Source organism: Vibrio sp. CyArs1 (assembly GCF_022432925.1).
Taxonomy (GTDB): Bacteria; Pseudomonadota; Gammaproteobacteria; order Enterobacterales; family Vibrionaceae; genus Vibrio; species Vibrio mediterranei.
Map to the genome: position 1 here is coordinate 665369 of NZ_JAKRBO010000002.1, position 26613 is coordinate 691981.

Genomic DNA, 26613 nt, shown 5'->3' on the forward strand with positions numbered 1-26613 from the left:
TTTAGTAGCAACCCAATGAATTGGCTAAATGTTAGCCAAAGTCATTGGGTTGTATTGTTACCTCCATGGAGAAGATTAATAACATGACTTACGCGCCTGTAACTGACGTACTAAGCGGTAAGCTAGCTGTTGACAGTGAAGTCACTGTACGCGGCTGGATCCGTTCACGTCGTGATTCCAAAGCTGGAATCTCTTTCCTTGCCATCTACGACGGCTCTTGTTTCGACCCGATTCAGGCCGTGGTCCCTAATAATCTTAATAATTACGAGAATGAAGTACTGAAGCTAACAACAGGCTGTTCTGTTGAAGTAACAGGTACTATCGTAGAGTCTCCAGCAAAAGGTCAAGACTTCGAACTTGCAGCGACAGACGTTAAGGTTGTTGGTTGGGTTGAAGATGCTGATACTTATCCGATGGCGAAAACACGTCACTCAATCGAGTATCTGCGTGAAGTTGCTCACCTGCGTCCACGTACCAATGTTATTGGTGCTGTTGCGCGTGTACGTAACTGCCTATCTCAAGCTATCCATCGCTTTTATCACGAGCAAGGCTATTTCTGGATGTCTGCACCACTTATCACGGCTTCTGATGCAGAAGGTGCTGGTGAGATGTTCCGCGTTTCTACGCTAGATATGGCTAACCTGCCATTGACAGAGCAAGGCGATGTAGACTTCAACGAAGATTTCTTCGGTAAAGAAACATTCCTGACGGTATCTGGTCAACTTAACGCAGAAGCATATGCTTGTGCTTTAAGCAAAGTGTACACATTCGGTCCAACTTTCCGTGCTGAAAACTCAAATACTAGCCGTCACCTAGCAGAATTCTGGATGGTTGAGCCTGAAGTCGCGTTTGCAGACCTTGATGACGCAGCGAAACTGGCTGAAGACATGCTGAAATATGTGTTCAAAGCGGTATTGGAAGAACGTCGTGATGATCTTGAGTTCTTTGCTCAACGCATCAACAAAGAAGCAATTACTCGTTTAGAGAAGTTTGTAGAATCTGACTTCGCGCAGGTAGACTACACTGACGCAATTCAAATCCTGCTTGATTCAGGTAAAGAGTTCGAGTTCCCTGTTGAATGGGGTATCGATATGTCCTCTGAGCATGAGCGCTACCTAGCGGAAGAGCACTTCAACGCACCAGTTGTTGTTAAGAATTACCCGAAAGACATCAAAGCGTTCTACATGCGTATGAACGATGACGGTAAAACAGTAGCTGCTATGGACGTACTGGCACCGGGCATTGGTGAAATCATCGGTGGTTCTCAACGTGAAGAACGTCTAGAACTTCTAGACAAGCGTATGGTAGAAATGGGTATCGACCCTGAGCACATGAGCTGGTACCGCGATCTTCGCCGTTATGGCACAGTACCTCACTCAGGATTTGGTCTAGGCTTTGAACGTCTAGTATCTTACGTTACTGGCATGGCAAACATCCGCGATGTGATTCCGTTCCCACGTGCACCTCGCAGCGCGAACTTCTAATTCTTACTCATTTTGCTCTTACGAGCAGAGATAGAATCCAATTTAAAGACCACCGCTTATGGTGGTCTTTTTTATTTCATCACATGCCAATTCAAGAACGGATAACTGAATGCTTAATTTGCAAATTCGAATCGAATATTCAGTTGGTAATTCATCCTATTAGCACTACATTTAGAGTGTAAACTTTATATAGAACGAGGTCTCATGATGGGAAAATTTACAGTAAAAGACATTGAATACTATGGTGAATCAGACGGCGTTCATAAATGGCAAGCTTCAAGTGGTCAACCATATTACTGGCATCCTGATTGGCTACATGTTGCCGAAGATGAAACCGGATTGCGCCCAAAACAAGCGCTAGAAGTGGATGACAATGAAAGCGCAACAAAAGAGCATGCAACAACCGCTATTGTTAAACATCTCAACGAATGGCTAAAAGATAAATTAGACCAAAACCCAGATATAGAAACTCAAGCTGTAGAATCTGAGCACGAGCTTAAAGGCAAAGACGATTAATCGTTATCTATCTTAGCTAACGTGCTTTCCATTGCTGCATAAAGAGCACGTTAGTTATAACTTAACCTAGCAACTCAAACACTATTTCTAGAACTTTACATACACAAACAATGAATTAGTGTCCTTTTCTGTTTCAAATCAAAATAATTTTCTGTTTTCTTCTTTAATGTGGTTGTCTCCTATAGCCTTGAAAGGTATAAATAGGCTGTTGTCGTTTGTTAACAAACGTTTTGATTGCCCCTTCAATTAACATGGATGAAGAATATGTTTGAAAAAGTTGTTGCAGCACCCGCCGATCCAATCCTTGGTCTTACCGAAGAGTTTAAAAAAGACACTCGCGCAGAGAAAATTAACCTAGGTGTTGGTATCTATAAGAATGAACAAGGTGAAACTCCCGTTCTAGCGACTGTTAAGAAAGCAGAAGCGGCACTGCTGGAGACTGAGAAAACCAAATCTTATCTAACGATTGAAGGGACAGCTGAATACGGTCTAGCTGTTCAAAAACTGCTTTTCGGCGCTGATTCAGAGATCGTTGCCGAAAAACGTGCCAAAACAGCTCAAGCTCCAGGTGGTACTGGCGCACTTCGTGTTGCTGGTGAGTTCATCAAACGTCAGCTTGGTGAAGTGAAAATTTGGATCAGCAACCCTACTTGGGCGAACCATAATGGCGTATTTAGCGCAGCAGGTATCGAAACCGCGCAATATCGTTACTACGACGCTGAAACTAAAGATAAAGACTTTGCAGGCATGGTTGCAGATCTTGAACAAGCGTCAGCTGGCGATATTGTGTTGCTACACGGTTGCTGCCATAACCCAACAGGCATCGATCCTACTGCCGATGAGTGGGACCAATTAGCTAAACTTGTTGCAGAGAAAGGCCTAATCCCATTATTTGACTTTGCTTATCAAGGCTTTGCTAAAGGTGTAGAAGAAGACGCTCAAGGTCTACGTGCATTCGCTAAACACAACAAAGAGATTCTAGTGGCAAGCTCTTTCTCTAAGAACTTTGGTCTATATAACGAGCGTGTTGGTGCCTTCACATTGGTTGCGACTTCCGAAGAAGTGGCAACAACGGCTTTCTCTCAAGTTAAGAGCATCATCCGTTCAATCTACTCTAACCCACCAGCACACGGTTCTGCAGTAGTAACTCACATTCTAAATGACCAAGCACTGCGCGCAGAATGGGAACAAGAAGTGGCAGAAATGCGCGACCGTATCCAAGAAATGCGTGAACTATTCGTAGAGACTCTTAAAGCCGAAGGCGTAGACGCAGACTTCAGCTTTATCGAACGCCAAAATGGCATGTTCTCTTTCTCAGGCCTGTCTAAAGAGCAAGTTAACCGCTTAAAAGAAGAGTTCGGTATTTACATCGTTGGTTCTGGCCGTATCAGTGTTGCTGGTATGACAAAGTCAAACATGGGTCCGCTATGTAAAGGTATCGCCGCAGTTCTATAAGCTCTAGCTCATAGAATCAAGACGTTAGCATTGAACAAATGCAACTATAAGGCATAAATAATAGGTCAGCTTCGGCTGACCTTTTTTGTATCTGCGTGTAGTATTAAAGCATTGACCGACAGCTAAGGCCGCACATGGACGCAGAAATCTTGGAAATTCAAAACTTCCTAGCCTCCCACCCTCCTTTTGACGAACTTCCAGAAGAGACCGTACTTTATGTATCTCAACATATGGAAATCGCTTACTACCGACAAGATACACCCATCATCCACTTTGGTGATGATATTCACGACCTTTATATGGTTCGCAGTGGTGTGGTTGAAATCTACCGTCGAAAAGGAGAGCTCTACAATCGCCTAGATGAGGGAGACCTATTTGGACAGATGGGACTGCTAACCAACAACAAAGTCCGTTTTCCTGCAAAAGCTGTCGAAGACACGTTAGTTTACTGTTTGTCAGCCGAAATCTTCCAGGAGCTCTATGACGGCTTCGACTCATTCGCTGATTTTGTAGAAGTAGAGGATACGGTACGTCTACGCCAAGCGGTATCCAACAACACCAATGAAAATGACCTGACCACATCCAAAGTAAGAACTTTACTAACACGTGACGCTCCAACTATTGAGCGTTCCAGTACCATCCAAAACGCTGCACGATTAATGGCGGACGAACAAGTATCATCGTTACTGATCATTGACCCAGAAATTGTAGACAATGATGAGGAAGACACTTCTCCGGTCCTCGGCATTATTACTGATAGGGACTTATGTACTCGTGTACTTGCAGAGAGCCTTGATCCACAAGATGAAGTGGGTAGCGTGATGTCAACCGATGTGATTTCTCTCGATCACAATGCTTATGTTTACGAAGCCATGCTTACCATGCTTCGTTACAACGTGCATCACTTGCCGGTACTCAAAAACAAACAGCCTATCGGCATCATAGAAACTACCGATATCGTCCGATACGAATCGCAGAATTCGTTACTACTGGTGAGCAGTATTTTCCAACAACAGTCCGTTGAAGAGCTTAAATCGCTCTCCGAACAAGTTGGAGACAGCTTTGTCCGTTTAGTTAACGAAGATGCTAATGCTCACATGGTAGGAACCGCCATGTCGGTCATTGGCCGAAGCTTTAAGCAGCGCATAATTGAACTTGCAGAAGAAGAACTCGGAAGCGCGCCTATCCCTTACTGCTTCTTAGCACTTGGCTCAATGGGACGAGACGAGCAACTTGTCGTCACAGACCAGGATAACGCCATTATTCTTGATGACAGCTACGATGAGAAGAAACATGGGAAGTACTTCGAAGCCTTTGCTAAGTTCATTTGTGATGCTCTGGCAGACTGTGGGTACAGTTACTGCACGGGTGACATCATGGCCACCAACCCGGAATGGCGCATGACTCGCAAAGAGTGGGAGGCGTGTTTCTCTGATTGGATTGATGATCCTAACCCGAAAGCCCTGTTGAATGCATCGATCTTCTTTGACCTCGATGGTGTATACGGCAAGTTGAAATGGGCCGAGCAACTAAATAGCTTTATTGTCCGTCGTGCCCGTCGTAACAACCGATTCCTTGCTTGTTTGGCACGAAATGCCTTAAACCGAAAACCACCTCTCGGTTTCTTTAAAGATTTTGTGATGGAAAAAGATGGTCAACATAACAACTCCATCAACCTCAAACGTCGTGGTACTGCACCTTTGGTCGACCTGATTCGCGTTCACGCCTTGGCGGTTGGCTCTCGCTCTACCAATTCATTTGAACGACTGGACGATATTCACGAAGCGGGAATATTACCCAAAGGCCGTGCTCGAGATCTCAAAGATGCACTTGAGTTTATCTCTATGGTACGTATTAGCCACCAAGCTATCGACGTAGAGCAAGGAATAGAACCAGATAACAATATCGAACCAGAAAACCTTTCTGACTTTGAGCGTCGAAACTTAAAAGACGCGTTCCAGATCCTAAGTAACGGTCAAAATTTCCTCAAATTCCGTTACCAAGCCAATAACGCGTTAAAGTAGGCTCAAATGATTAAGAAATTACTTCAGCCCCCGTCCGTTCAGTGGGCAAACAAGTTTGCGACCTTGGCAGAACGAGTTAATGATGAGCGTCTACGAGCATTTTACTCTGCTGGACTACCTGCCGCAGACACGCCATTAAGTGAGTTAGAGTTCGTTGCACTGGATTTCGAAACCACCGGACTAAATCCAGATAAAGACGGAATTCTCTCTATCGGTTTAGTGCCGTTTACCGCGTCTCGTATTCGTCTCAAGCAAGCAGCGCATTGGACCATCAGACCCAAAGCCAAGCTTGAAGAAGAGTCCGTTGTCATTCACGGCATAACTCACAACGACATTATTGACGCACCAACACTAGATGAAGTATTGGGTGATGTCCTTTCGGCGCTGGCAGGGAAAATTATTGTGGTTCACTACCGCCCAATTGAGAGAGGCTTTCTAAATAGTGCGCTTAAGCGAATGATTGGAGAAGGCATTGAGTTTCCGGTTGTCGATACCATGCAAATCGAATCGGATTATCAATCGCGCCTGACCGGAGGCATTATTAATAAACTGAAAGGGAAACGAGCAGACTCTGTGAGACTTGGCCAAAGCCGACGTCGATATGGTTTACCTGATTACCCACCTCATCATGCGCTGACCGATGCCATCGCGACAGCAGAACTTTTGCAAGCTCAGCTTGCTTATCATTTCGAAGGCAAACATACGATTAGCGAGATTTGGCTATAACTTTGCATTCCCCTCTGACCACGTTTGGTCAGAGGGGAAATAAGATTAGATCTTAAAGCGACCAATCTCTTTCTCTAGTTTCTGAGATAAATTAGATAGGTCAACGGCTTGCTGTGCCGCTTCCTGAGCTTCTTCAGCTAACTCATCAGACACATCACGTATACCTTGGGTATTTCGAGTGATTTCAGAGGTCACAGACGCTTGTTCTTCCGCTGCCGTAGCTATTTGCGCAGCCATATCACTGATTTGTTCAACAGCCGCATGAATTTGCGTTAGGCTAGCTGCAGCACAGTTCGCATCGTCAACACTAGTGTCAGCCAGTTTTCGACTATCGTTCATAATACCCACCGCTTTTGCAGTGGTTGCTTGCAAGGTTTCAATCGTACTTTGAATTTCTTGAGTTGACGCATGAGTACGCTGACTAAGCACACGAACCTCATCCGCTACAACCGCAAACCCACGCCCCTGCTCTCCTGCACGAGCTGCTTCAATTGCTGCATTAAGAGCGAGCAAGTTCGTTTGTTCAGCGATGTCTTGAATAGTCGAAAGAATGGTATTGATGCTATTACCGTGCGTCTCAAGCTCTTGAATTACGCCCGTCGCCACTTGAACTTCTGCCGCCAGATTTTGAATAGAGCCTTGAGTTTGAGAAACTTGGCCAGCACCGTGATTACTCGCACCAACCGCTTCTGACGAATTAGATGCTGTCATGTCGGCATTACTTGCGATTTCTTGAGTGGCCGCAGCCATCTCGTTAATCGCTGTCGCAACCATGTTGATTTCATCTTGCTGTGTTTGAATACGCTGGCTACGCACTCGGGCATGCGTTGCCGTATCTTTAGCTTGCTCCGATAGAGCCAATGATACATCTTTCAGGTGCATGACCGTTTCATGCATATAGCTGACGAACGTATTGAAGTTTCTAGCCAACTGCCCTACTTCATCTTTACTACGCGGTTCTAAACGCTGAGTTAGGTCACCTTCACCAGAAGCAATCTCTTTCAATGCTTTTGACACGCGAGCGAGGTCATTCACTAAGAAACTCATCAACCACGACGCTACAATACCAACCAGAATAACAATAATCAGAGAGGTAATAATCAGTTGAGTTAATGCCGTTTTGTGACCCGCTAGTTCTGTCGCTTTATCAAGTTCAACCGCAAACACCCAGTTTGTTCCGGGAACCTTCGAGAAGAACATCAGCTTCTCAGTACCGTTTAGTTTAAGCTCCAACATTGAGTTATCGGACGCTTTTTGCTGAATAGTTTGGATATTAAAACTCTGACCCAATGCCGTCACAGGCTTTAGAAGTAGCGATTTGTTAGGGTGCGCTAAGAAAGTGCCATTAGTCAGATCAATGAGCATTGCTGTCGCATTATTACCGACGTTTAAGCTGATTACATCGTTAACTAATTGGTCAATGAGAACATCAGCCCCAACGACCCCCATAAGTTGGCCATGCTGTTTTACTGGCTCCGCAATTGTCACCAACAGTGCGTTGGTAATGGCATCTTGATAGGCCTCAGTGATAATCTGTTTATTCGCAGCCTGAGCCTCTTGATACCAAGGACGGGTACGAGGATCGTAATCAGCACGATTACGCTCAGGGTGAGAGCGGAACATTTCACCAGCCGGAGTGCCAAAGAAAATGTCGTCAAAGCCACCCGCTATGCGAGCTTGCTGTAAATATGGAACTTTATCCTCTTGATCAACAAAACCGTTGAACGCAGTGGCGATAGTTTTGCGAATATCGACCCAGTTTCTAATGCCTTCTACAGCAGCGTATGAGACGTTGTTCGCACGTGCACTGATTGCAGCATTAGTTTGCGAGGATAATTGATTAGCGGCAAGAATGGTCAACGCGACCGCCATGAGCACCACCGCACTGAGTGTGGCAGCAATAAGCTTTTGTCTTAATGATAAGTTCATAGTTTATTATTCTGTCTTTGTCGGATTTTGGTTGTTATTTTTATTGTTAACCACTACGTGGCGTGCGAATAATATACATATTCAGCAGCAAAATCGAGCGCCAATATATTGACTTATAAGCATTTTGTAGTGACATTTCATTGACCCCACTAATTTTACAAACAATGTTTTTGTTTGTATTATGCTGGAGATTTAATCAACTCCACTATAATCGGCTAATCACTCCATTTCTTTAGGGCTCGACATGTTAAAGATCTACCAAAGACAATATGCAGTTGTCGAGGCCATTGCCTACTTGAAGCGACCTCACATTCATTAGCTAATGTTGACTTTTGTGCTGACAGCACTCAAAAACTCGCGAGAATTTCTCGACATTCACTTTGGCTAATTTTAGAGGTTCACTATGAACTCCAAACATTGGACTCGGTTTGAACTACTCCATCAAACTGTGACTAACCCTAATATCCACGTTAAAGGTACGCATAGTTATTACAGCGACGCTTACGACAATGGTTTCGAGTCGTCGGTCGTCCGCTACCTGCATGGCGACGAGCAAACTCGACATAAGTCGCCGCCATGGGACATTGACCAACTATATATAGGCGATTATGTCTGTATCGGAGCGGAAGCAGTAATACTTATGGGTGGCAACCACACTCATCGACTCGATTGGTTTTCACTCTATCCATTTTTAGACAATGTCGAACAGGCTTATCAATCGAAAGGCGATACCATTATTTCTGATGGTGCATGGATTGGCATGCGAGCAATGCTCATGCCAGGAGTGTCTATTGGTGAAGGTGCAGTAGTTGCGGCGAATAGCGTGGTGACGAAAGATGTAGCGCCCTATTCGATAGTTGGCGGTAACCCAGCAAAGGTCATTAAGCATAGGTTTGATGCCGACAGCATAAAGCGTTTGCTAACACTCAATATCTATCAATGGAGTGAAGAAAAATTCGAGGCGCTACGACACTTCATTTGCGCCAGCGATATCGATGCACTTGAAAGTGCTCACACACTCTATGAAAGCCGTTAATAGCAATCATAATTTGAACATCGATAAACAAAAAGAGCGGCTAATTAGCCGCTCTTTCTTATCTGCTCAGATTGCAATCAGTATTTTTCAGTTCTCATACCAAGCAATAAGCTCACACACATCATCAGCAAAATGATGGTGAACGGTAATGCAGATGAAATCGCACCGGCTTGCAATGCTGCAATCGCCTCATTACCACCAATCCAAAGTAGCGCAACTGCGATAGCACCTTCCATAAACGCCCAGAATACGCGCTGAATAACTGGTGCATCGACTTTACCGCCAGCTGTAATACTATCGATTACCAAAGAGCCTGAGTCTGACGACGTAATAAAGAACACCAAAACAAGCACAACAGCAACGATAGAGAGCATCGTACCCATAGGCAATTCATCGAACATTTCAAACATCGCCAATGGAACATCACCTAAGCCATTGGTACCCAGTGAGCCAACTTGATTAATCACTTGATCAATAGCCATGCCACCAAATACTGACATCCACACCACGGTCACTGCGGTCGGTACGATAAGTACAGCTGTAATAAATTGGCGAACAGTACGACCTTTAGATACACGCGCGATAAACATACCTACGAATGGCGACCATGAAATCCACCACGCCCAGTAGAACACAGTCCAACCGTGCATCCATACTTCATCTTCGCGTCCATGAGGGTTGCTTAGTGGAATAATGTTCTTAATATACGCAAACAACGTCTCAGGAATCGCGGCAAAGGTAACGGCATAACCAATAAAAGCAACTAATATAAGCAACAAGAAGGCGATGATCATGTTGATATTACTAATTACCTTAACACCGCCATCAATACCGCGTAATACAGAAACAACCGCCAATAATGTTACGACCGCAATAACGACTATTTGCAAAGTCATTCCTGACTCAACACCAAACACATGATGAATACCGCTCGCTGCTTGCTGCGCACCTAAACCAAGAGATGTTGCTAAGCCGAACAATGTCGCCAATACCGCAAGAATATCAACGATGTGACCTGCCCAACCCCAAGCTCTGTCGCCAAGAATCGGATAGAAAATTGAACGCATCGACAAAGGTAAACCTTTGTTGTAGGCAAAAAAGGCAAGTGAAAGAGCAACAACGCCGTAGATTGCCCATGGGTGTAGACCCCAATGGAACATAGTAGCACCCATTGCAAGCTCTCTTGCCGCCGCAGTGTTTGGCTCTACACCTAGTGGAGTTTCAAACCAGCCAGTAAAGTAAGCCACGGGCTCAGCTACACTCCAGAACATTAAGCCAATACCCATACCAGCAGCGAACAACATGGCAAGCCATGACATAAACGAATAATCCGCGACCGCATCTTTACCACCAAGGCGGATTTTACCGTATGGGGACACTATCAATGCTAGGCAGAAAACAACAAATATGTTCCCAGACCACATGAATAGCCAATCAAATTTATCAATGATTGCTAGTTTGATACCATCAAGAGCAGATTTTGCGGTATCCGCGTCAACAATGACGGTTAGTAAGAGAAGCAGTGCAATAAATCCCGCACTAATCCCGAAGACAGGGTTGTGAACATCAAACCCCCATTTCTGGACATTATCTTGCCCAATAGTGTAGTCAGTACTATCAATACTGTACTTATCAATACCCTTTGTCATTAATCCTCTCTATGACCCATTCCTTTCAACTCAAAGCATTTTAGGTCAAAACTATGAATGCTGGACTACAACGAACAGCTGACCCTTAACGATATCTGCTTTGCAAACGCTGTATTTTACCAAATTATAAGCGGAATTTCACAAAATGTTAGGAAAGTCAGACAATTCGTACCAAATGGAACTGAGACAATTAACGATTAGAACTCGAATTAAATCGGAGTGGGCGGGAGTTTAAGGGCCAAAATAGAAGAGACATATGGCCCCAAATTGATGAGGCCACTATTCCAATAAAATACTAGTTCTTTGAAATATTACTATCGAGTTGTAGAACCGGAGACGCGTCAATATCGTCGGCATTCATCATCAACGAAATACGCTGGATCGACGACAGCAATAAAGTTTGCTCCCAACTTTCTAGACGCTGAAATTTCTGAACGAAGCTATCCTGAAGTGGTAAAGGAGAATCTTTTAATACTTCCTCCCCCTTCTCAGTCAAAGTTGCGTGCACTTTGCGTTTGTCTTGCTGACTCCGAATACGTTGGACATAATCTTGAGCTTCAAGGCGGTCTATGATCGTCGTTGCCGTGGCTTGGCTGATATTGGTTGAGTTTGAAAGTTCACGAATTGTCACATCACCCATATCTTTGATAGCTTTCATCAAAATAAGCTGAGGCCCCGTCAAGCCGCACTCTTTCTTAAGCTTTTTAGAGTGTAGGTCAATCGCGCGGATAATCTGGCGTAACGCCACCAATACTTCTTCGTGTTTTTCCAATTTCCAATCCAGTCTTTCAAAGAGTTAGCGCGCTCTTTATAACAGAACGCGAAACAGAATGCGTCGTGATTTTAGTAAAAGTCTCAATTGATCACAGCTTTTGTCCACTTAAACAACCTAAACCCTCGCTAAATCTAGCTTCACGCCTATTTTATGCTCGTTAGGAGCATATTAAACCAAGTCGTTTAAGCACCCTACGACAAACCATTTTCTAGAGCGTATTTTGCCAACTCTGCCGTCGAATGTAGATCCAGTTTATGTTTGATGTTTTGACGATGAGTCTCCACAGTTCGATAGGAGATGTCTAACATCTGAGCTATTTTCTTACTACTACAACCTTGAGCTACTAACTTGAGCACAGACTCTTCACGTCGACTCAATGGGTTGGACTTTGCAACGACAGGGGTAATCTCTTGAGAGAATAATGTTTGGGTGACTGACTCACAAAAGTAGGTCGACCCTTGATGAACAGTCTTAATTGCCTGCACCATTTTCTCTGCGGAGATTTCCTTTAGCATGTAACCTACCGCTCCTGCCTGCATTACCTTCATAATGTATTCACGATTATCATGCATCGTTAACATTAGAACTCGGATATTGGGAAGCTCTTCTTTAAGCACTTGCGTGGACTCAATGCCGTTCATTATCGGCATACTTACATCCATTAAGACCACATCCGGCAAAGTGCTTTTGACAACCTCAATAGCTTCTACACCGTTGCTTGCAGTTGCAACCACATCGATTTCCGGTTCCCGCTCTAGCCTAGCCATAAAACCTTCAAGAACAACCTGATGATCATCGACAATGACGACTCGGATCTTGGCATCCATTACACTGCCTCCTCTACCTTTAACAACACGGTAATTTCTGTTCCCTTTCCATATTCACTAATCAGCTCGAACTCTCCCCCGATGAACTCCACTCGTTCGCGCATGTTTCTTAATCCAATCCCACGGCTATTCATCGCATTTCCAACATCAAATCCAACTCCATCATCGGTGACGATCAACTGTAGTACACCGCCAAATTGCTTCAAGAACACGGTTACTTTGGTCGCCTGAGCATGCTTTTCGATATTATTAAGAGACTCTTGAACCACTCTATAGAGTGTAGTCGCCACTTCAGATTTGAGTTTCGAGGCATTGGAGTCTAAAACCAGTTCAGTACTTGCCATGGAGTAAGTTTTAAAATCTTGCAAGAGAGTGGTAATCGCTGCTTCCAAACCTATATCATCCAAAGCACTAGGACGTAAGTGATGGGAAATTCGACGAACTTCCATTATTGCTTCTGACAATGAAGATTGAGATTGCTGTAAGTGCCCCATAGAACGATCATCAACGCTTCTCGTGTCCATCAACTCAAGATGACATTTACTCGACACCAGCAATTGATTTACCCCATCATGAAGCTCTCTGGCTAAATGCTTACGTTCATCCTCCTGAAACATCACCGTTTTATGGGCGAGCTCTTTTAGATTTTTATCAGCTAATTTATGTTCGTGCCAATTAACCGCTAAGGTCAGTACAATAATCACCGCTACTGTTACTGCGAAAATTGTCACGATAGAAAATATCGTGGTCTCGATATTGTTATCAATGGCGGCCCTTAATATTGCCACTTCTTGTGCCACATCTTCGATATACAGCCCGGTCCCTATCATCCAGTCCCACTTATCCAGCCAAGCTGCATAACTAAGTTTGGTGACCGTTTCTCCAGTAGAAGGTTTTTGCCATAAGTACTGGTGATAGCCCCCTCCTGATTGAGCTTGAAACAACAGAGCTTCAATCAGGTAATCACCATCTTGGTCTTGAAGTTTTAACAAGTTTCGACCAACAAGTTGCGGGAGAATTGGGTGAACAAGGTTGGTGCCGTTTTTGTCGTAGGCAAAAAAGTAGCCATCGGTTCCATAACGTAGACGATTGAGCGTTTCTTTGACCTGATTTTTGGCTTCAGTCTCAGTTAATGAAGAGTTGTTATAGACCTGCTCAATGGCGTCAAAGGCCATTTCGACGCTATCCTTAAGAGCGGATTCTTTTGAGCGAATAAGACTCTCTCGGAAAATGTTAATTTCATTTTCTCCGAGGGCTTTTGCTTGATGAAGAGTTATCCAACTAACACTCGCCGTCACAATGATAAGTGGGATGAGTGTTAGTAAGATAAGTTTTGCTTTGAGCGGCATAGAAGTCCTTTTTCTAAGCTGCATTGGATGTAGCTTATTGTTTCCTATTGTAAACAGTAGCAATGTCTAAAATAGAAATGAACTACTATGCCGAGCTAACGCAGCTCCGATCACATTCCATAAAATTCTGGGAACATAAGTATCGACGCTAAGACGACTATTTGTATCGCAATAAATGGCATTACGCCTCGGTAAATATCTCTTGTGGTCACGCCATTAGGGGCTACGCCTTTCAAATAAAACAAGCTAAAGCCGAATGGTGGGGTTAAGAACGATGTTTGCAGGTTCATCGCAATCAAAATAGCAAACCACGTCATATTGATACCCATTAGCTCTGCCACAGGGGCAATCATCGGTACGATAATGAAACAGATTTCTACGAAGTCGATAAAGAAACCAAGAATCAATATCACCACCATGGTAATGATTAGGAAGCCCCATTTCTCACCAGGCAGTTCAAGCATCCACTCCTCTACCAGCATATCACCACCAGTATAAGTAAACGCCATTGAGAACGCCGTTGCACCAAGTAGAATCGCAAATACCATTGCCGTCACTTTCACCGTCTCTTTGGACGCATCATAGAGCATGCCCCAACTGAATTGGCGATACATAAGTGATAGAACAATAGCACCCGCACCACCGAGAGCAGCAGACTCCGTTGGCGTCGCAATACCGGCAAAGATAGAGCCTAAAACCACAACAATCAGTGCTAGCGGTGGAATAATCGCTTTCAGCGCCGTTTTTACTTCTTCTGAGCGTGAAATAGTTTCATCTCTTGGAATCGGTTGGGCACTCTCTGGGTTTAGCTTTGCATAAATGAGTATGTAAGCGACATAAGCGCCAACTAAGACGAAACCCGGCCATAACGCAGCTTGGAATAAATCGCCTACTGGTACACCTAACACGTCACCCAAAAGAATAAGCACGATGGATGGTGGAATGATTTGCCCTAGAGTACCCGACGCACAAATGGTGCCGCAGGCCAACCCTTTATCATAGTTGTATTTGAGCATCACTGGCAGTGAGATAAGCCCCATGGCGACGACCGATGCTCCTACAACACCCGTAGATGCTGCAAGCAATGCACCCACGAGTACCGTTGAAATTGCGATACCACCACGAACACCACCAAACAAACGACCCATCGACTCAAGAAGCTGTTCAGCTAGTCGAGTCTTTTGTAAAACTAACCCCATAAAAACAAACAGAGGTACAGCCATTAATACCGTGTTTTCCATAATGGACTGTATGCGATATGGCATAAACGCAAACATTTCTATCCCTTCCGCCCACACACCGAAGATCAGCGCAATGCCGCCAAAAGTGAAAGCAACAGGAAAGCCGAGTAGTAGCGCGAATAAGGCTACAAAAAACATCACAATACCGATCATGAGAATGTCCTTATTCGTTTGAGCCGGAAGACTTAGCGTAAATGAGGTGTGGATTGAACAGTTTGTTCAATGAGTGCAGAACTAAGCCAACACCAGCAATCGCCATAAAGAAGAATGAAAGAGGAATCATCGCTTTGATGATCCAGCGATAAGGTAAACCACCAGGGTCACCAGAGGTTTCTCCTAGCGCGTAACTTTCTTTGGCAAAATCGATACCAAACCAAGCGACCAATAAGCAAAATGGGAAAAGAAAAACAAAAGTACCTAGCAGGTCGATGATGGCTTGAGCTTTAATAGATAAACGCTCGTAGAACACGTCTACTCGCACATGTCCGCCCGCTTTAATTGCGTATGGGACACCCAGTAAAAACACCGCCGAGAACAAATGCCATTCCATTTCTTGGAAGGCGATAGAAACATCATTAAATACGTAGCGCATCACTACGTCATAAACAACATTCACCAATAAGAGCAAAAACAAAATACTGGATAACCAGCCTAGCAAATCCGCTACCTTGTTAAACAGTCTTTCAATGTAAATTAAACTACGCATACAACTTTCCGCCTATCCGCCATATTTAGTTCATTGTTTTAGTTAAGGGCGTATGACCATTTTTTGGGAAAAAGTGGCGCAGGAGCCGCGCCACTTAAAGGGGGTATTAATTGTCGAACTTGTTTAGGTAAGCTTTAGACGCAATATCGGTCCAAGAGCGTACTTGCTGTAGATAAGCGGCTTGAGAAGCTTGGATTTCTTTTGCCATCTCATCTTTAGCTGCGTGCTCTTTTAGCAATTTGTCATTCGCATCACGCAGTGCATCCATTACTTCGCGTGGGAAGTCTTTAACTTTCACGTCTGGGTAATCTGTTTGGATAGTCGCCCAGTTTTTGCCACTTTCGTGAGTCGATTGGATGTACATGTCGTACGCTGCTGTCTTCATAGCGATTTGTAGAATTGCTTTCAAATCGTCAGGAAGTTTGTTCCAAGTACGTTTGTTTACTAGGAATTGCAGCTCTGTTGCTGGCTCATGCCAACCGGTGTAGTAATAAGGCGCAATTTTGTGGAAGCCCATACGAAGGTCTAGTGATGGTCCCACCCACTCAAGTGCATCGATGGTACGACGTTCTAAAGAGGTATACAATTCACCTGAAGCGATGTTTGTTGGCTTAGCGCCAACCTCTGCTAGGATTTCGCCCGCAAAACCTGGGATACGCATTTTCAGACCTTGTAGGTCATCGACACTGTTGATTTCTTTTTGGAACCATCCGCCCATCTGAACATCAGTGTTACCACCAGGGAAAGACATCATGTTATGCGGCGCATACACTTTCTCCATTAGTTCCATACCACCACCGTGATAGAACCAAGCGTACTGTTCTGGTGCCGTCATACCAAAAGGCATTGTCGTAAAGTAGAGGGTATTTGGCACTTTACCTTTCCAGTAATACGAGGCTGAGTGACCCATGTCATATTGACCAGATTTAACCATATCAAACACACCGAAAGGCGCTTTGTGCTTGTTCGAAGAGTCAATGCGGATTTGTAAACGACCGTTTGACATTTCTTCTGCCATTTTCGCCATGTTCTTCGTTGCGTCACCAAAGATAGGGAAGTTTGGCCCCCATGTTTCGGCTAACTTTAAACGATAAACTTTATCGGCTGCATTTGCGGTACCTGCAACAAACGCTAAACACGTTGCTGCAACAATCGCCGTGCTCTTCATGACACGTGTTACTGATTTCTTGATTAGACTCATTATTCAGTTCCTTGAGTAGGTTCCCTGTTGAAGTCACTGTCGCGACTCCAAGTTTCACATTCCACACAACTATGGATGCAATTCTGAATAACGGGTATTAGTGAGAGCACGCAGTGATAAAACCATTAATTAGCGTTGTCAGACCTTGGTATTACGTAGAAATACGTAGGAAATAACCGCAATAAAAATTTAAATGGCGATAAATCAATAAATTAACAAGATAGGGTTAGAAAAGAGCTAGTAAAAATACTTAGGCATTTATTATCAGGCACCAATTACACAATCGCTACTTTTGTGACATCAGTCGCTAACATTAGTGCATTTTAGTCTGCTGGATCAAAAAGACCCCTTAATAAGGGGTCTTTTTGAGAATGGGTAAAGTGAACGCTTAAAGCGCTTTATAGATCACTTTATTGCCCGCAAGCTGTTCTTTAGCCACTAAGCCTTCTTCTAGAAGCTTCTTAAGTGCGCCAGTCGCCCAAGATGCTGCTTTCGCTTCTTCTTGGCCAGCTTCTAGGCCAATGCCTTTTGGATTGATACCGTCAGCATTTTTAGCAACGATGTCTAGCACTTGTTGCTGCTTAGGAGTTAAGGCTACATCAACTTTTTTTGTCGCAGTTGCGGTTTCAACTACAGGCGCTTTCGCTACAACAGGCTTTTCTGTTTTTGTTGCAGCTGCTGTGTTGGCAACTACCGCTTTAACGCGCTTTTGCAACTTAGATTGCACTTTGCGCTTATGAGCAAGTCTCATTTAGTTTTCTCTCCAATTCACTGCACCAAGACAGTGGTCAAAATTCGAAGCGCGTTTTATACCAAAATTTTGATAGCTTTTGTAGAGGATTGACACAAAGTGGCGTCAAAAATGCAGACCTAGTACGTTTATGGCTATTATTTAAACAATAAACTTTATTATCGCTTCATCGGTATAAAGAACCAAATAGGGTAAAAAATTAGTCGTCACTATGGATACATTACATTTCAGCAATCATAACTACACATGGCAATCTCCGACCATTAAAGTCGTTGCAGCAGTTGGGGGACTAGCCTGTTTTAGTTTTCTTCTACTTTCCCCCAATTGGCAGCAAGCACTGGTGTTTATTACGCTCGTCGCTGCAGTTATGACCTTTGCTTACTTTATGCTTATCAAAAGTCGTGTCACCTTCACACTGACAGCGACTCATTTCCAGCAACACGTATTTAAAGGGGGCTGGGTCGTTAAATGGAGTAATATCGAACGAATAGGCGTATGCACTCACCACCAAGAAGGTTGGCATAAACCGTTACCTTGGATCGGAATCAGACTTAAACACTATCAACCTTACTTAGATGGCATCTGTCCTAGAGTGGCAACCGACCTTTTGCTAAGCCAACGTGCATTGCTTTATTTGGGTGCCCAGCAAACCTCTCCAGCACTTAATTTTGAAAACATAGTGTTGGACTCTGAGGCTTACGTTACCAATGAGGGAAAAGAGTACAGAGGACTGCTCGCCATGTTGGCAAACCGAATGCGTTATCAGCGAGAGTTTTATGGATTTGATGTATTTGTAGCTGAGGCCGACTTAGACAGGTCTGCAGACGAGTTTGTGGGTCTTACCCGCCGCTATTTAGCTGCGGCGGATAGAGAGTTGCCATAGAGAAGCGTTACTTTTAATCGCTTACTGTCAGTACGCTTCTCTTAGACGTCTGTTAGTAGAGCGGCATCTCATCGGCAACAAACGGATTGGATGCTCTCTCATGACCAAAGGTAGATTGTGGGCCGTGACCCGGTACAAATGTTACGTCATTACCCAGCGGCCACAACTTTGTCTTAATCGAGTTAATCAAAGTAGCGTAGTCACCTTGAGGGAAATCTGTGCGTCCAATACCACCATTAAAGAGAACATCACCAACAAAGGCGACTTTTGATTCCTCATTAAACAGCACTACGTGACCTGGAGTGTGACCCGGAGTATGAATAACGTTAAGAGTTTGATTACCAAACTCTACGGTATCACCATCATCTAACCATTGATTGGGTTCAAACGCTTTAGTTAAAGGAAAACCAAACATTTGGCTTTGGTTTTCTAAGCCTTGTAGCCAAAAGTTATCAGCTTTATGAGGACCAACAATGTTAGCATCAAGCGCCTCTGCAAGTGGCTCAGTTCCGCCAACGTGATCTAAATGCCCATGGGTCAGTACCAGCTGTTCAACTTGGACTCCAAGTTCTTTGATCAGCATTTCTAGCTGTTTTACATCACCGCCAGGATCAACAACCACACCTTTCATGGTTTCGTCACACCAAACGATAGAACAGTTTTGCGCAAATGAAGTGACAGGCACTACTTGATATTGAAGACTCATCATAAACCCTATTAATTTTGCAATTAGCGGGACTATGACATCACGCTAGCGGAATGACAAGTGTTACCAGTTTCTCACAGGACCTGTATCAATATGGACAAACTGGCTTCTTGGGTAATACCCCACTCCACCGGCCTTTATGGTTAGCGCCGCCTCATGAAGATGACTGAGTTTTACTCCATCTAATCTAAAGTCGATAGCCTGACCTAACATATGAAGACTTTTTTTCGCTACTCCATTTGAGCCCGAACGCAATGAAGCATTGGTTTCTGGAGATCGGTAGCCAGAAATGATCAACACCTCTGATTTAACGCCTAGTAGGCTCTGAATCTCTGATATCTGGTCGAACAAACGCTTATCCATGTTATGGGTTTCATTACGTCGATGGTCACGACAAAGTGTATTGAGGCGAGCGAGTTCAGCTTGAATATACTTAGCACCGTCAAAGTAGCGACTTTCTAGACTCTCTCCCGTGTGTAAGTTATTCATTGCTAATGTTCTTGGTGCAGAGGAAGGCATTGCAAAAGATAGCGAAGGCACCAATGACGCAGTTGCGCCACACAATGCAAGTTTGAGGGCGTCTCGTCTAGAAATATTTGTTTGGATCATACTACTCAAAGAAAGGAAACTACTGAATTGCGGCGCAAGATACGTGTTTCTCGAGCCTAGTTCAAATGCAGAAATGAGCAAAATGCGCTTATTTTTGCAGCTAGCAACGGTTAACCTTTGAGCAGAAAGCGTTTTTTAGATTGTTCAAATTTGTGTCAATTTTTTGAAAAAGCCGCACTGTTCATACTTTCTCGTTTCGCATCGTATTGGTATACGTCACCACGGAAGTGTGCCTTTCCGTCAGACATCCAAGCGGTTTGATAAATGATATGTACTGGAATTCGCTGTTTAAGGGCTATCGCTTTATTTGGGCGATCCGTTGCGACATCTTCTAGTGTTTTCCCTTGTGCTTCGAGTAACACTTGAGCGAACTGGTCAGCGTGTTCCACTCTCACACAACCAGAGCTGAACGCACGTAAACTCTCATCAAAGAGATGTTTACTAGGTGTATCGTGTAGAAATATGGCCTGCGCGTTGGGTGTGTTGAACTTGTACTGACCCAGCGCGTTCAACTCCCCTGCTTGTTGACGCATACGATACGGGAAGCGCCGCGCATTAACCTCCTGCCAATTAATCATCGTAGGGTCGATACGAGCCTGATTGTTCCAATCTTCTAAAATTTCAATTCGCTGCGAAAATAAGTAAGTGGGATTTTGTTTTACTTTAGGAATGATGTCTTTAACCATAATTTTCCAAGGCACATTCCAAGTAGGATTTAGGATAAGCGAATCCATATTAGTTTCCAGTAGAGGCGTTTGACGCGAGGTTCTGCCTACAATTACGCGAGACTCAAATCGTTCCTCTCCTTCATCCCAATATTCAAGCTGAAAATTCGGCACATTGACGACAATGATGTTTTCGCGCTGCTGTGGCCACAAGCGAGAACGTTCCGAATTGAGTGCCAAGATACGCAGTTTATCGGACGCGGACTTGTTCAACCATTCAATGGTATTGGGACCGATAATACCGTCATCGTTTAACCCGTAAATGGTCTGGAACTCTCGAATAGCAAGGTCGAGTGAATCATCGAAATACTGGTCTTCCCTTGCGGTTATAAAGACATTTGATTCGGACAGTCTTTCAAGAAGAATTAAATATGCTTCTTCAGGTAACGTATCACCGAGTCTCGTGAGTCCAACTTGCTGGTACTCTATTTTGGTCATTTGCGATTTCGACACTAGATCGATGTAGGCATTCTCAAATCCATCTTGCTTTAACATTGGCGACGCGAACGAGGTGATATAAGCCAGTGCTTCTTGCGCTTCGAAAGCTTTTACCATTAGATCCACTTCAGTTGCCGAAGGACGCGGAAGAGGTTCAATTAGATCGGCAGTAAAATACCACTCTTTACCAAGCTCTTGAGACGCTGCAACATAGCTTAAATAAAGTAAGAAAGTATCTGTAGCCACTCTATCATAACGGTCCACTTCGCCCTGCTGATAATACTGTTGCAGGAGTTCTACTCTTGATTGGAACAGCGGACTAAAGCCAGCAAGCTTCATCATATCTAGTTGCAGATTTAGCTGAGCGTTAAGCTCGTTGCCACTCCATATACGTTCAGCATCCAGTCTGGAGTATAAGTAGTCAACTAACGAGGGATAGAGAAGCGCGTCTTGAGTGCTCTCTATAAGCTCAGTTGAGCCTTTGGTATTATCCTGCTGAAGGATTGGCTTGATGTGTTTTACAGAATATGAGGTGAGCTCGGTCGAATTTGAGACAAGCTGATCTGGCGCAGCAACCGTCAAATCAGTTGTAGCAAGAGAGAATAAACCAACAGACAATGAGAGTAGCCAGTTTCGCATCTACCAACCTCCTTTCAAACAAGGATCTTAAGTATGGCAGAAATCACACTATCAACCGGACAATTTTAAACTAAACCAGCTACCGTCTCATTTATGTGATGGCACTCCAATGATTATCCCACTGAATTCCAGAATAAAAGCGCTGTTTGTCCAGTTGTGGATTAATTTTAATTACTTGCCCCGCACCAGAGCTCACATGAAAGTCACCATTCCTGACTACCACTCCTGAAGCATCTGGGAGCGCATTAATCTCTAGCAATTCACGTGTTGCCTTGTCCCATATGCCGTAGCAGCTTCCTCTGGGAGATGTAGCCAGAATATGCGTTTCTGTCGCTGCAATACTGGCAATATAATGATTAAATCTTGCCCACTGCTCAGGCTCTCCACCCAGCTCTTCCATCACCGAACCTCTCTGGTGAATAGCAACAAGTGGTACGTAGTCCTCCGCTTCACCCCGATATTGCTGACCTGTTAACACTGTAATGTCACCATCATGGGCAAGGTGGCGAATACTTTTATGATGGTCGCCAAGTGTTGCTTGCTCAAGAAGCTCTCCTTGAGAAGAAAGATAACTCAAGCTAGGTTGCATGGTTGCAAGATTTTTAGGTTGCCTGCCATTGGTATGTACGCCGCCGACTCCAACGACTAACGAATCGTCTGCCATCACGATCACTTCATGAGGACCTAACCCGAAACCGGTAAACTCTTCTATTTTTTTGTAGTCATTCGAAACATCATAAACGCCAATGATTCCGCGACTGGTCGACCGCTCTCCTTCCGTAGCGTACAGCCATCGACCATCATTTGAATACACGCCATGACCATAAAAATGTCGGTTATTTGGCGCTAAAATGAGCTTTATTACTTGTCCTTCACGATAATCAAACACCATGGCATAGCTACCTGGCCTTCGAGCAAACATCACCGCCTGATGAGTATTCGGCGATACAGCGATGCCATGACCACGGTCTGGTAAAGGCAGTCGATGCATAGCAGCAGCATTTTCGGCAGAAACAATAACTTCGTAGTCACCCTTGTTGCGAACCGAACCTCCTATCAAAGTTTCCTGAGCCACTTTCGTTGCGGATGTGCAAGCCGTAAGCAAAGAAGGCGACATCGCCGTGATGCCTGCCAACTTTGTGAAGTTGCGTCTAGAAATATCAATCGCCATCAGTCGCATTAAATCCTATTACTACTCCCAACTGAACCGCAGCCTCTTCATTGATAAGATACTTAAGTTGTTCAAGCTTGTTGAATTGCGACAGCACTGTTCGATAGCCTTGTTTAGATTGCAAAAGCGCAAATAGGCTGGTTTCACTCGGCCAAGTTTCCAGCGTATCTTCAAATTGGTGAATAATACTGTCCGCCAAAGGTGCATGACCTTCATCGCGCAAAATCTTATCTAATCCCTCTCCTTTCGCCAGATAGAGTGCTTGCATAGCTTCTACGTTGGTTTTTAAATTGCTCATCGACGTTTCCGATCGCCACGACTCAGAGAAATAAGGTCGCGGAGCACCGATTTTTGCTAACGGACGAGACAGTTTTTTCATACTGTAATCCAGCTGGTTAGACAGCAACGCCAGATATTCTGACTCCCACCCCTCTTTGTTTAAAGAGGACCACGGATTGGTTTGCCATGCCATGAGTATCGTGTCGGCGCGATCGGTAAGAGAAGCGGTAATGGCGGTCGCCAATGAGCAATGCTCTTGCGAACCCTTTGCTAGTGTTGAAGCATCGTCATAAAGCAGCCATTCTATTGCTCCTAGCCCCTGAATGGTGACACTTTGCAATTGCACTGACTCCATGGTCCACACGTCGGTTTTAACCGCTTGTGACATCTTCCTACCGGTGGTGTTCTTCTTATCTGGCCAGAATTGAACATTCCAATTCTGCTCCAGTGCCATAGCAGGACCTCGCTCTTGCCCTTGCAACCACATCCAACGAGACATTCCTTGTTGCCATGCCGCAGACACCTGTGTCAGGTCCGATTCCCCTTGGCAAAACTGTGCAGTTTGCGATTGCAAGTTCATCATTGCCGTTTTGAACTTCAACGCAGAGTCGAATTCAACTTCATATACTGCTTGGCTAAGGTGTGTTGTGGCTTCTGGCTCAGGGGCTTGGGTCACACTACTAGATTGACAAGCTGTTAAAAAAAGCAAGCTCAACGCTATAGATGAAAGTTTGTAATTCACGTTGCTCTCCTTACAGTGAATTTAGAAACGCCAGTAGCGCATCACGTTCTGATTTAGATAAAGCTAACACGTTTTGTTTTGCGGCTTCTGCTTCGCCACCGTGCCATAAAATCGCTTCGGTGAGATTTCTCGCTCGCCCATCATGAAGAAAGTAGGTGTGACCATTAACTTCTTCCGTGTAACCAATGCCCCACAATGGTGCTGTGCGCCACTCACGGCCTGAAGCTGCGTATTCTGGTCGATTGTCTGAAAGCCCCTCTCCCATGTCATGTAATAGCATATCGGTATAAGGGTAAATCGTCTGGTTCGAAATGGCAGGTAACCCTTCTTGTGTACCGGTTTGAATGCCTGTTCTATGACAATTTTGGCAACCAACATTGTTGAATAGCTTCTCACCTGCAATAACCAAAGGATCATCGATATTACGTCGTTGAGGCACCGCTAAATGCTGAGTATAAAACTCGACGAAGTTGAGAATTTTGTCGCTCACCTCAGGGTTTCCGCCACTATGCTGTGCCGTACAAACGTCCTGATTACTGGTACAGTTCTCACTCGGAAACAACGAACTTGTCAAGCCTACGTCACCATTGAAAGCTGCCGCATTTTGCTGCATCAGATTAGGCTGGCCTGCTTTCCATCCAAAGCGCCCTAATGTCATCTTTTGGGTGCGTACATCCATTACATAGTTCGGTTTTCCTGTTACTGATGAGTTGTCCGCTTTCTGCGCTTCAGCAAATGCTAAAATCGTCGACTCTGGAATCGATTCGAGCAACCCTAAGCCAATCATTGGCGGAGCAACTCGTGCCGACATTAAAACGTCAGGGTGCATATCGCCGTAGGCTAGCTCGACAATCTTTAGATTGGGCTTGCGTAACATGACGACCGTGCCATCTTTAAAACTTACCGCAACCTCATCATAAGTAATATCAATTTGTCCTTCTGGCTGCATGTTTGGCAAAGCAAAATCTTGCAACTGACCACCATATGTTGGCTCAGGTATTACACCGTCAAGCTCATAGGCCGCTTCCTGCTGCGCAGTCACAGCCGGAATACTCAACCTAACCAACATAGATACGGCATGTTGGTCATTTGCTTCAGGAGGATGACCACGACCGTCTTTGATATGACAGTTTTGGCAACCATTAGTATTAAATAGTGGTCCAAGTCCATCCCTCGCATCTGTGGAAGCGGGAGCTTGAACCCATGGGTTTCTAAAAAAACTGTTACCGACGCTAAAGTCTAGTCGCTTTGACATAGGCAAGTTGGCTGCTGGCATTGAGTAAGCGTTAGGCCCCTCTTTTTTTACTGTGGTTTTACCGCCCGATAGATGAGAAGACTCAGACTCGGCAAATACCGAGCCGACAAAAAGGAATAGTAGCGTGGCTAAAAAAGGATAAGATCTTGACATACAGCGCTCACAAAAAGATCGACAAAAGGGGGCAGTAGCCCCCCTATTTATTATGGTTATTGTGCTTAGAATTCGTGGTCAGCAGTATCTGGATTTAGGCTATCGATACCGATGATGCCAGCGGCACGCTCAATTGAACCAGTTTGCGCGACAAGTGCAACAATGGTCTCATTCACTAGTTTGTTACCTTGAGGATTATTAGACGCGATCAACTGGTCAAAGTGTTGGTTGTCTTTTTCTGCCGAGGTAACAAGTTTTCCAACTTGAGCGCGTGCAAGATCAAATTGCTTTTGAATCTCTTTCGCTGCTGTTTTGTCTTTTGCTTCAACAAGGTTAGCGATACTTGGACCGTCAACTAACGTTCCATCAACACGAACATAAGTGCCCGTGTAAACGTTATAGATACCTTGCTCGTTGTAATAGTGAGAGTTATGCGTGTTATCAGAGAAACAATCGTGCTCATCTTCAGTAGAGTTGGCTTCTAGAGCCACTTTCATGCGCTCACCCGCAAGCTCACCTAGAGAAAGTGAACCCATACCAAATAGCATCTTACGAATGCCGTTGTCAGCTTTGTCAGCAAGTAGTTCAGAGCGGTAGTTGCCTTTCTCAGCCGCCGACCATTGTTTCTCCATCCATTGAAGATCTTGAATCAACAGTTTTGATGCAGCTTGAAGATACTGCGCACGACGCTCACAGTTACCGTTAGTACAACCTTCACCGACGACATAGTCAGTATAAGGACGTTCGCCTGCACCTGCGTTGGTTCCGTTAAGGTCTTGTCCCCACAGTAAGAACTCAATCGCATGATAACCTGATGCTACGTTTGCTTCAGAGCCACCAACTTCATTAAGGTTAGCAATGACTTCAGGTGTAATTTCTTTAACGTCAAGAGTTGTCGCGCCGATTTTTAGGCTGTTGTTAGCAACAATGTTTGCTTGTGCACCTTCATTACCTAGTTCATATTGGTAATCCGCACTCACATAGTCGATAAGACCTTCATCAAGTGGCCATGCATTAAGCTGTCCTTCCCAATCGTCAACGATAGCATTACCAAAACGGAATACTTCCGTCTGCTGATAAGGTACTCGAGACGCTAGCCATGCTTGTTGAACATCGGCAAGACCTTTCTCTGAAGGGTTTGCCAAGAATGTGTTAATAGATGTGTCTAAATCTTTTGCTGTAATTAGTGCATCTGCGAATACTGCGTGAGCCAGATCAGCATAGTGTTCTACTACTTGGTCTTTAGTAACTGCAGAAAATGCAGCGCTTGAAGTCATTACAAGAGAGGCTGCCACTGCACCCTTCACCATGGTTGTTACATTCATGAAAAGCATCCTTGTTGAG

General features: G+C 44.4%; 23 protein-coding genes. 7 read left to right on the plus strand and 16 right to left on the minus strand.

What is annotated here, in order from left to right:
- The first annotated feature begins 83 nt into the window (after nt 1–83).
- The 5 genes from asnS (at nt 84) to MMA19_RS09740 (ending at nt 6205) form a co-directional block, all read left to right on the plus strand.
- Nucleotides 84–1484 carry an asparagine--tRNA ligase gene (asnS, locus tag MMA19_RS09720; RefSeq protein ID WP_006073720.1) on the plus strand — a complete coding sequence of 467 codons (1401 nt, stop codon included), beginning with the start codon at nt 84–86 and terminating at the stop codon, nt 1482–1484.
- A 207-nt stretch (nt 1485–1691) separates the two neighbouring features.
- Nucleotides 1692–2000 carry a hypothetical protein gene (locus MMA19_RS09725; RefSeq protein WP_240206180.1) on the plus strand — a complete coding sequence of 103 codons (309 nt, stop codon included), beginning with the start codon at nt 1692–1694 and terminating at the stop codon, nt 1998–2000.
- A gap of 264 nt (nt 2001–2264) precedes the next feature.
- On the plus strand, nt 2265–3455 hold the full coding sequence (locus MMA19_RS09730) for an amino acid aminotransferase (protein WP_239940982.1): 1191 nt from the start codon (nt 2265–2267) through the stop codon (nt 3453–3455).
- Between the two features lie 134 nt (nt 3456–3589).
- Nucleotides 3590–5479, plus strand: coding sequence for a putative nucleotidyltransferase substrate binding domain-containing protein (locus MMA19_RS09735; protein ID WP_038225878.1), 1890 nt, complete (start codon nt 3590–3592; stop codon nt 5477–5479).
- A gap of 9 nt (nt 5480–5488) precedes the next feature.
- Entirely contained in the window at nt 5489–6205 is a 717-nt protein-coding gene (locus MMA19_RS09740) for a 3'-5' exonuclease (protein WP_240206181.1), read from the plus strand.
- A 45-nt stretch (nt 6206–6250) separates the two neighbouring features.
- Here the strand turns inward: MMA19_RS09740 and MMA19_RS09745 are convergent, their stop codons facing one another.
- A complete protein-coding gene (locus MMA19_RS09745) occupies nt 6251–8134 on the minus strand; it encodes a methyl-accepting chemotaxis protein (protein ID WP_240206092.1) in 1884 nt (627 codons plus the stop codon).
- A gap of 403 nt (nt 8135–8537) precedes the next feature.
- Between MMA19_RS09745 and MMA19_RS09750 the strand changes: the two genes are divergently transcribed.
- Nucleotides 8538–9170, plus strand: a complete 633-nt coding sequence (locus tag MMA19_RS09750) for a CatB-related O-acetyltransferase (RefSeq protein WP_240206093.1) — start codon at nt 8538–8540, stop codon at nt 9168–9170.
- A gap of 77 nt (nt 9171–9247) precedes the next feature.
- Here MMA19_RS09750 and MMA19_RS09755 read toward each other — a convergent pair whose 3' ends face one another.
- The 8 genes from MMA19_RS09755 to MMA19_RS09790 all read right to left on the minus strand — a co-directional run bounded on the left by MMA19_RS09755 (nt 9248) and on the right by MMA19_RS09790 (nt 17669).
- The gene (locus MMA19_RS09755) at nt 9248–10819 is read right to left on the minus strand and encodes a BCCT family transporter (protein WP_006073732.1); all 1572 of its coding nucleotides are present in this window, start codon (nt 10817–10819) and stop codon (nt 9248–9250) included.
- 295 nt (nt 10820–11114) lie between these two features.
- Nucleotides 11115–11591 carry a MarR family transcriptional regulator gene (locus MMA19_RS09760; protein WP_006073734.1) on the minus strand — a complete coding sequence of 159 codons (477 nt, stop codon included), beginning with the start codon at nt 11589–11591 and terminating at the stop codon, nt 11115–11117.
- 194 nt (nt 11592–11785) lie between these two features.
- On the minus strand, nt 11786–12421 hold the full coding sequence (locus tag MMA19_RS09765) for a response regulator transcription factor (RefSeq protein WP_006073738.1): 636 nt from the start codon (nt 12419–12421) through the stop codon (nt 11786–11788).
- A complete protein-coding gene (locus MMA19_RS09770) occupies nt 12421–13770 on the minus strand; it encodes a cache domain-containing protein (RefSeq protein ID WP_006073741.1) in 1350 nt (449 codons plus the stop codon). Before MMA19_RS09770 ends, MMA19_RS09765 begins: the two co-directional genes overlap by 1 nt.
- Nucleotides 13771–13880: 110 nt before the next feature.
- A complete protein-coding gene (locus tag MMA19_RS09775; RefSeq protein WP_006073742.1) occupies nt 13881–15164 on the minus strand; it encodes a TRAP transporter large permease subunit in 1284 nt (427 codons plus the stop codon).
- A gap of 10 nt (nt 15165–15174) precedes the next feature.
- Entirely contained in the window at nt 15175–15717 is a 543-nt protein-coding gene (locus tag MMA19_RS09780) for a TRAP transporter small permease subunit (RefSeq protein WP_062457260.1), read from the minus strand.
- A gap of 106 nt (nt 15718–15823) precedes the next feature.
- Nucleotides 15824–16918 carry a TRAP transporter substrate-binding protein gene (locus MMA19_RS09785; protein WP_006073745.1) on the minus strand — a complete coding sequence of 365 codons (1095 nt, stop codon included), beginning with the start codon at nt 16916–16918 and terminating at the stop codon, nt 15824–15826.
- A gap of 388 nt (nt 16919–17306) precedes the next feature.
- Nucleotides 17307–17669, minus strand: a complete 363-nt coding sequence (locus tag MMA19_RS09790; protein ID WP_038225886.1) for a MarR family transcriptional regulator — start codon at nt 17667–17669, stop codon at nt 17307–17309.
- A 211-nt stretch (nt 17670–17880) separates the two neighbouring features.
- Here MMA19_RS09790 and MMA19_RS09795 point away from each other — a divergent pair, with 211 nt between their 5' ends.
- Nucleotides 17881–18552: a DUF2982 domain-containing protein gene (locus MMA19_RS09795; RefSeq protein WP_240206094.1), complete on the plus strand. Its 672-nt coding sequence runs from the start codon at nt 17881–17883 to the stop codon at nt 18550–18552.
- A gap of 52 nt (nt 18553–18604) precedes the next feature.
- Here the strand turns inward: MMA19_RS09795 and MMA19_RS09800 are convergent, their stop codons facing one another.
- The 7 genes from MMA19_RS09800 to MMA19_RS09830 all read right to left on the minus strand — a co-directional run bounded on the left by MMA19_RS09800 (nt 18605) and on the right by MMA19_RS09830 (nt 26594).
- Complete coding sequence (locus MMA19_RS09800; RefSeq protein WP_063603769.1) at nt 18605–19258, minus strand: MBL fold metallo-hydrolase; 654 nt, start codon at nt 19256–19258, stop codon at nt 18605–18607.
- A 63-nt stretch (nt 19259–19321) separates the two neighbouring features.
- Complete coding sequence (locus MMA19_RS09805) at nt 19322–19867, minus strand: YcbK family protein (RefSeq protein ID WP_063603768.1); 546 nt, start codon at nt 19865–19867, stop codon at nt 19322–19324.
- Between the two features lie 155 nt (nt 19868–20022).
- Entirely contained in the window at nt 20023–21669 is a 1647-nt protein-coding gene (locus MMA19_RS09810) for a L,D-transpeptidase family protein (RefSeq protein ID WP_240206095.1), read from the minus strand.
- A 91-nt stretch (nt 21670–21760) separates the two neighbouring features.
- Nucleotides 21761–22849 (minus strand): DUF1513 domain-containing protein, encoded by a 1089-nt coding sequence (locus MMA19_RS09815; protein ID WP_240206096.1) that lies wholly within the window; start codon nt 22847–22849, stop codon nt 21761–21763.
- Nucleotides 22830–23861 carry an imelysin family protein gene (locus tag MMA19_RS09820; protein ID WP_240206097.1) on the minus strand — a complete coding sequence of 344 codons (1032 nt, stop codon included), beginning with the start codon at nt 23859–23861 and terminating at the stop codon, nt 22830–22832. Before MMA19_RS09820 ends, MMA19_RS09815 begins: the two co-directional genes overlap by 20 nt.
- A 10-nt stretch (nt 23862–23871) precedes the next feature.
- Nucleotides 23872–25269 carry a di-heme oxidoredictase family protein gene (locus tag MMA19_RS09825; protein WP_240206098.1) on the minus strand — a complete coding sequence of 466 codons (1398 nt, stop codon included), beginning with the start codon at nt 25267–25269 and terminating at the stop codon, nt 23872–23874.
- Nucleotides 25270–25334: 65 nt separating this feature from the next.
- Entirely contained in the window at nt 25335–26594 is a 1260-nt protein-coding gene (locus tag MMA19_RS09830; protein ID WP_171393560.1) for an imelysin family protein, read from the minus strand.
- Nucleotides 26595–26613: the final 19 nt, after the last annotated feature.

Excerpts from the sequence above, each read along its gene's own strand:
- MMA19_RS09725 (WP_240206180.1), top strand. The coding sequence starts at position 1,692 with ATGGGAAAATTTACAGTAAAAGACATTGAATACTATGGTGAATCAGAC.
- MMA19_RS09795 (WP_240206094.1), top strand. The coding sequence starts at position 17,881 with ATGGATACATTACATTTCAGCAATCATAACTACACATGGCAATCTCCG.
- asnS (WP_006073720.1), top strand. The coding sequence starts at position 84 with ATGACTTACGCGCCTGTAACTGACGTACTAAGCGGTAAGCTAGCTGTT.
- MMA19_RS09755 (WP_006073732.1), bottom strand. The coding sequence starts at position 10,819 with ATGACAAAGGGTATTGATAAGTACAGTATTGATAGTACTGACTACACT.
- MMA19_RS09830 (WP_171393560.1), bottom strand. The coding sequence starts at position 26,594 with ATGAATGTAACAACCATGGTGAAGGGTGCAGTGGCAGCCTCTCTTGTA.
- MMA19_RS09815 (WP_240206096.1), bottom strand. The coding sequence starts at position 22,849 with ATGCGACTGATGGCGATTGATATTTCTAGACGCAACTTCACAAAGTTG.
- MMA19_RS09780 (WP_062457260.1), bottom strand. The coding sequence starts at position 15,717 with ATGCGTAGTTTAATTTACATTGAAAGACTGTTTAACAAGGTAGCGGAT.
- MMA19_RS09785 (WP_006073745.1), bottom strand. The coding sequence starts at position 16,918 with ATGAGTCTAATCAAGAAATCAGTAACACGTGTCATGAAGAGCACGGCG.
- MMA19_RS09790 (WP_038225886.1), bottom strand. The coding sequence starts at position 17,669 with ATGAGACTTGCTCATAAGCGCAAAGTGCAATCTAAGTTGCAAAAGCGC.
- MMA19_RS09730 (WP_239940982.1), top strand. The coding sequence starts at position 2,265 with ATGTTTGAAAAAGTTGTTGCAGCACCCGCCGATCCAATCCTTGGTCTT.
- MMA19_RS09800 (WP_063603769.1), bottom strand. The coding sequence starts at position 19,258 with ATGAGTCTTCAATATCAAGTAGTGCCTGTCACTTCATTTGCGCAAAAC.
- MMA19_RS09805 (WP_063603768.1), bottom strand. The coding sequence starts at position 19,867 with ATGATCCAAACAAATATTTCTAGACGAGACGCCCTCAAACTTGCATTG.
- MMA19_RS09775 (WP_006073742.1), bottom strand. The coding sequence starts at position 15,164 with ATGATCGGTATTGTGATGTTTTTTGTAGCCTTATTCGCGCTACTACTC.
- MMA19_RS09810 (WP_240206095.1), bottom strand. The coding sequence starts at position 21,669 with ATGCGAAACTGGCTACTCTCATTGTCTGTTGGTTTATTCTCTCTTGCT.
- MMA19_RS09735 (WP_038225878.1), top strand. The coding sequence starts at position 3,590 with ATGGACGCAGAAATCTTGGAAATTCAAAACTTCCTAGCCTCCCACCCT.
- MMA19_RS09825 (WP_240206098.1), bottom strand. The coding sequence starts at position 25,269 with ATGTCAAGATCTTATCCTTTTTTAGCCACGCTACTATTCCTTTTTGTC.
- MMA19_RS09765 (WP_006073738.1), bottom strand. The coding sequence starts at position 12,421 with ATGGATGCCAAGATCCGAGTCGTCATTGTCGATGATCATCAGGTTGTT.
- MMA19_RS09745 (WP_240206092.1), bottom strand. The coding sequence starts at position 8,134 with ATGAACTTATCATTAAGACAAAAGCTTATTGCTGCCACACTCAGTGCG.
- MMA19_RS09770 (WP_006073741.1), bottom strand. The coding sequence starts at position 13,770 with ATGCCGCTCAAAGCAAAACTTATCTTACTAACACTCATCCCACTTATC.
- MMA19_RS09750 (WP_240206093.1), top strand. The coding sequence starts at position 8,538 with ATGAACTCCAAACATTGGACTCGGTTTGAACTACTCCATCAAACTGTG.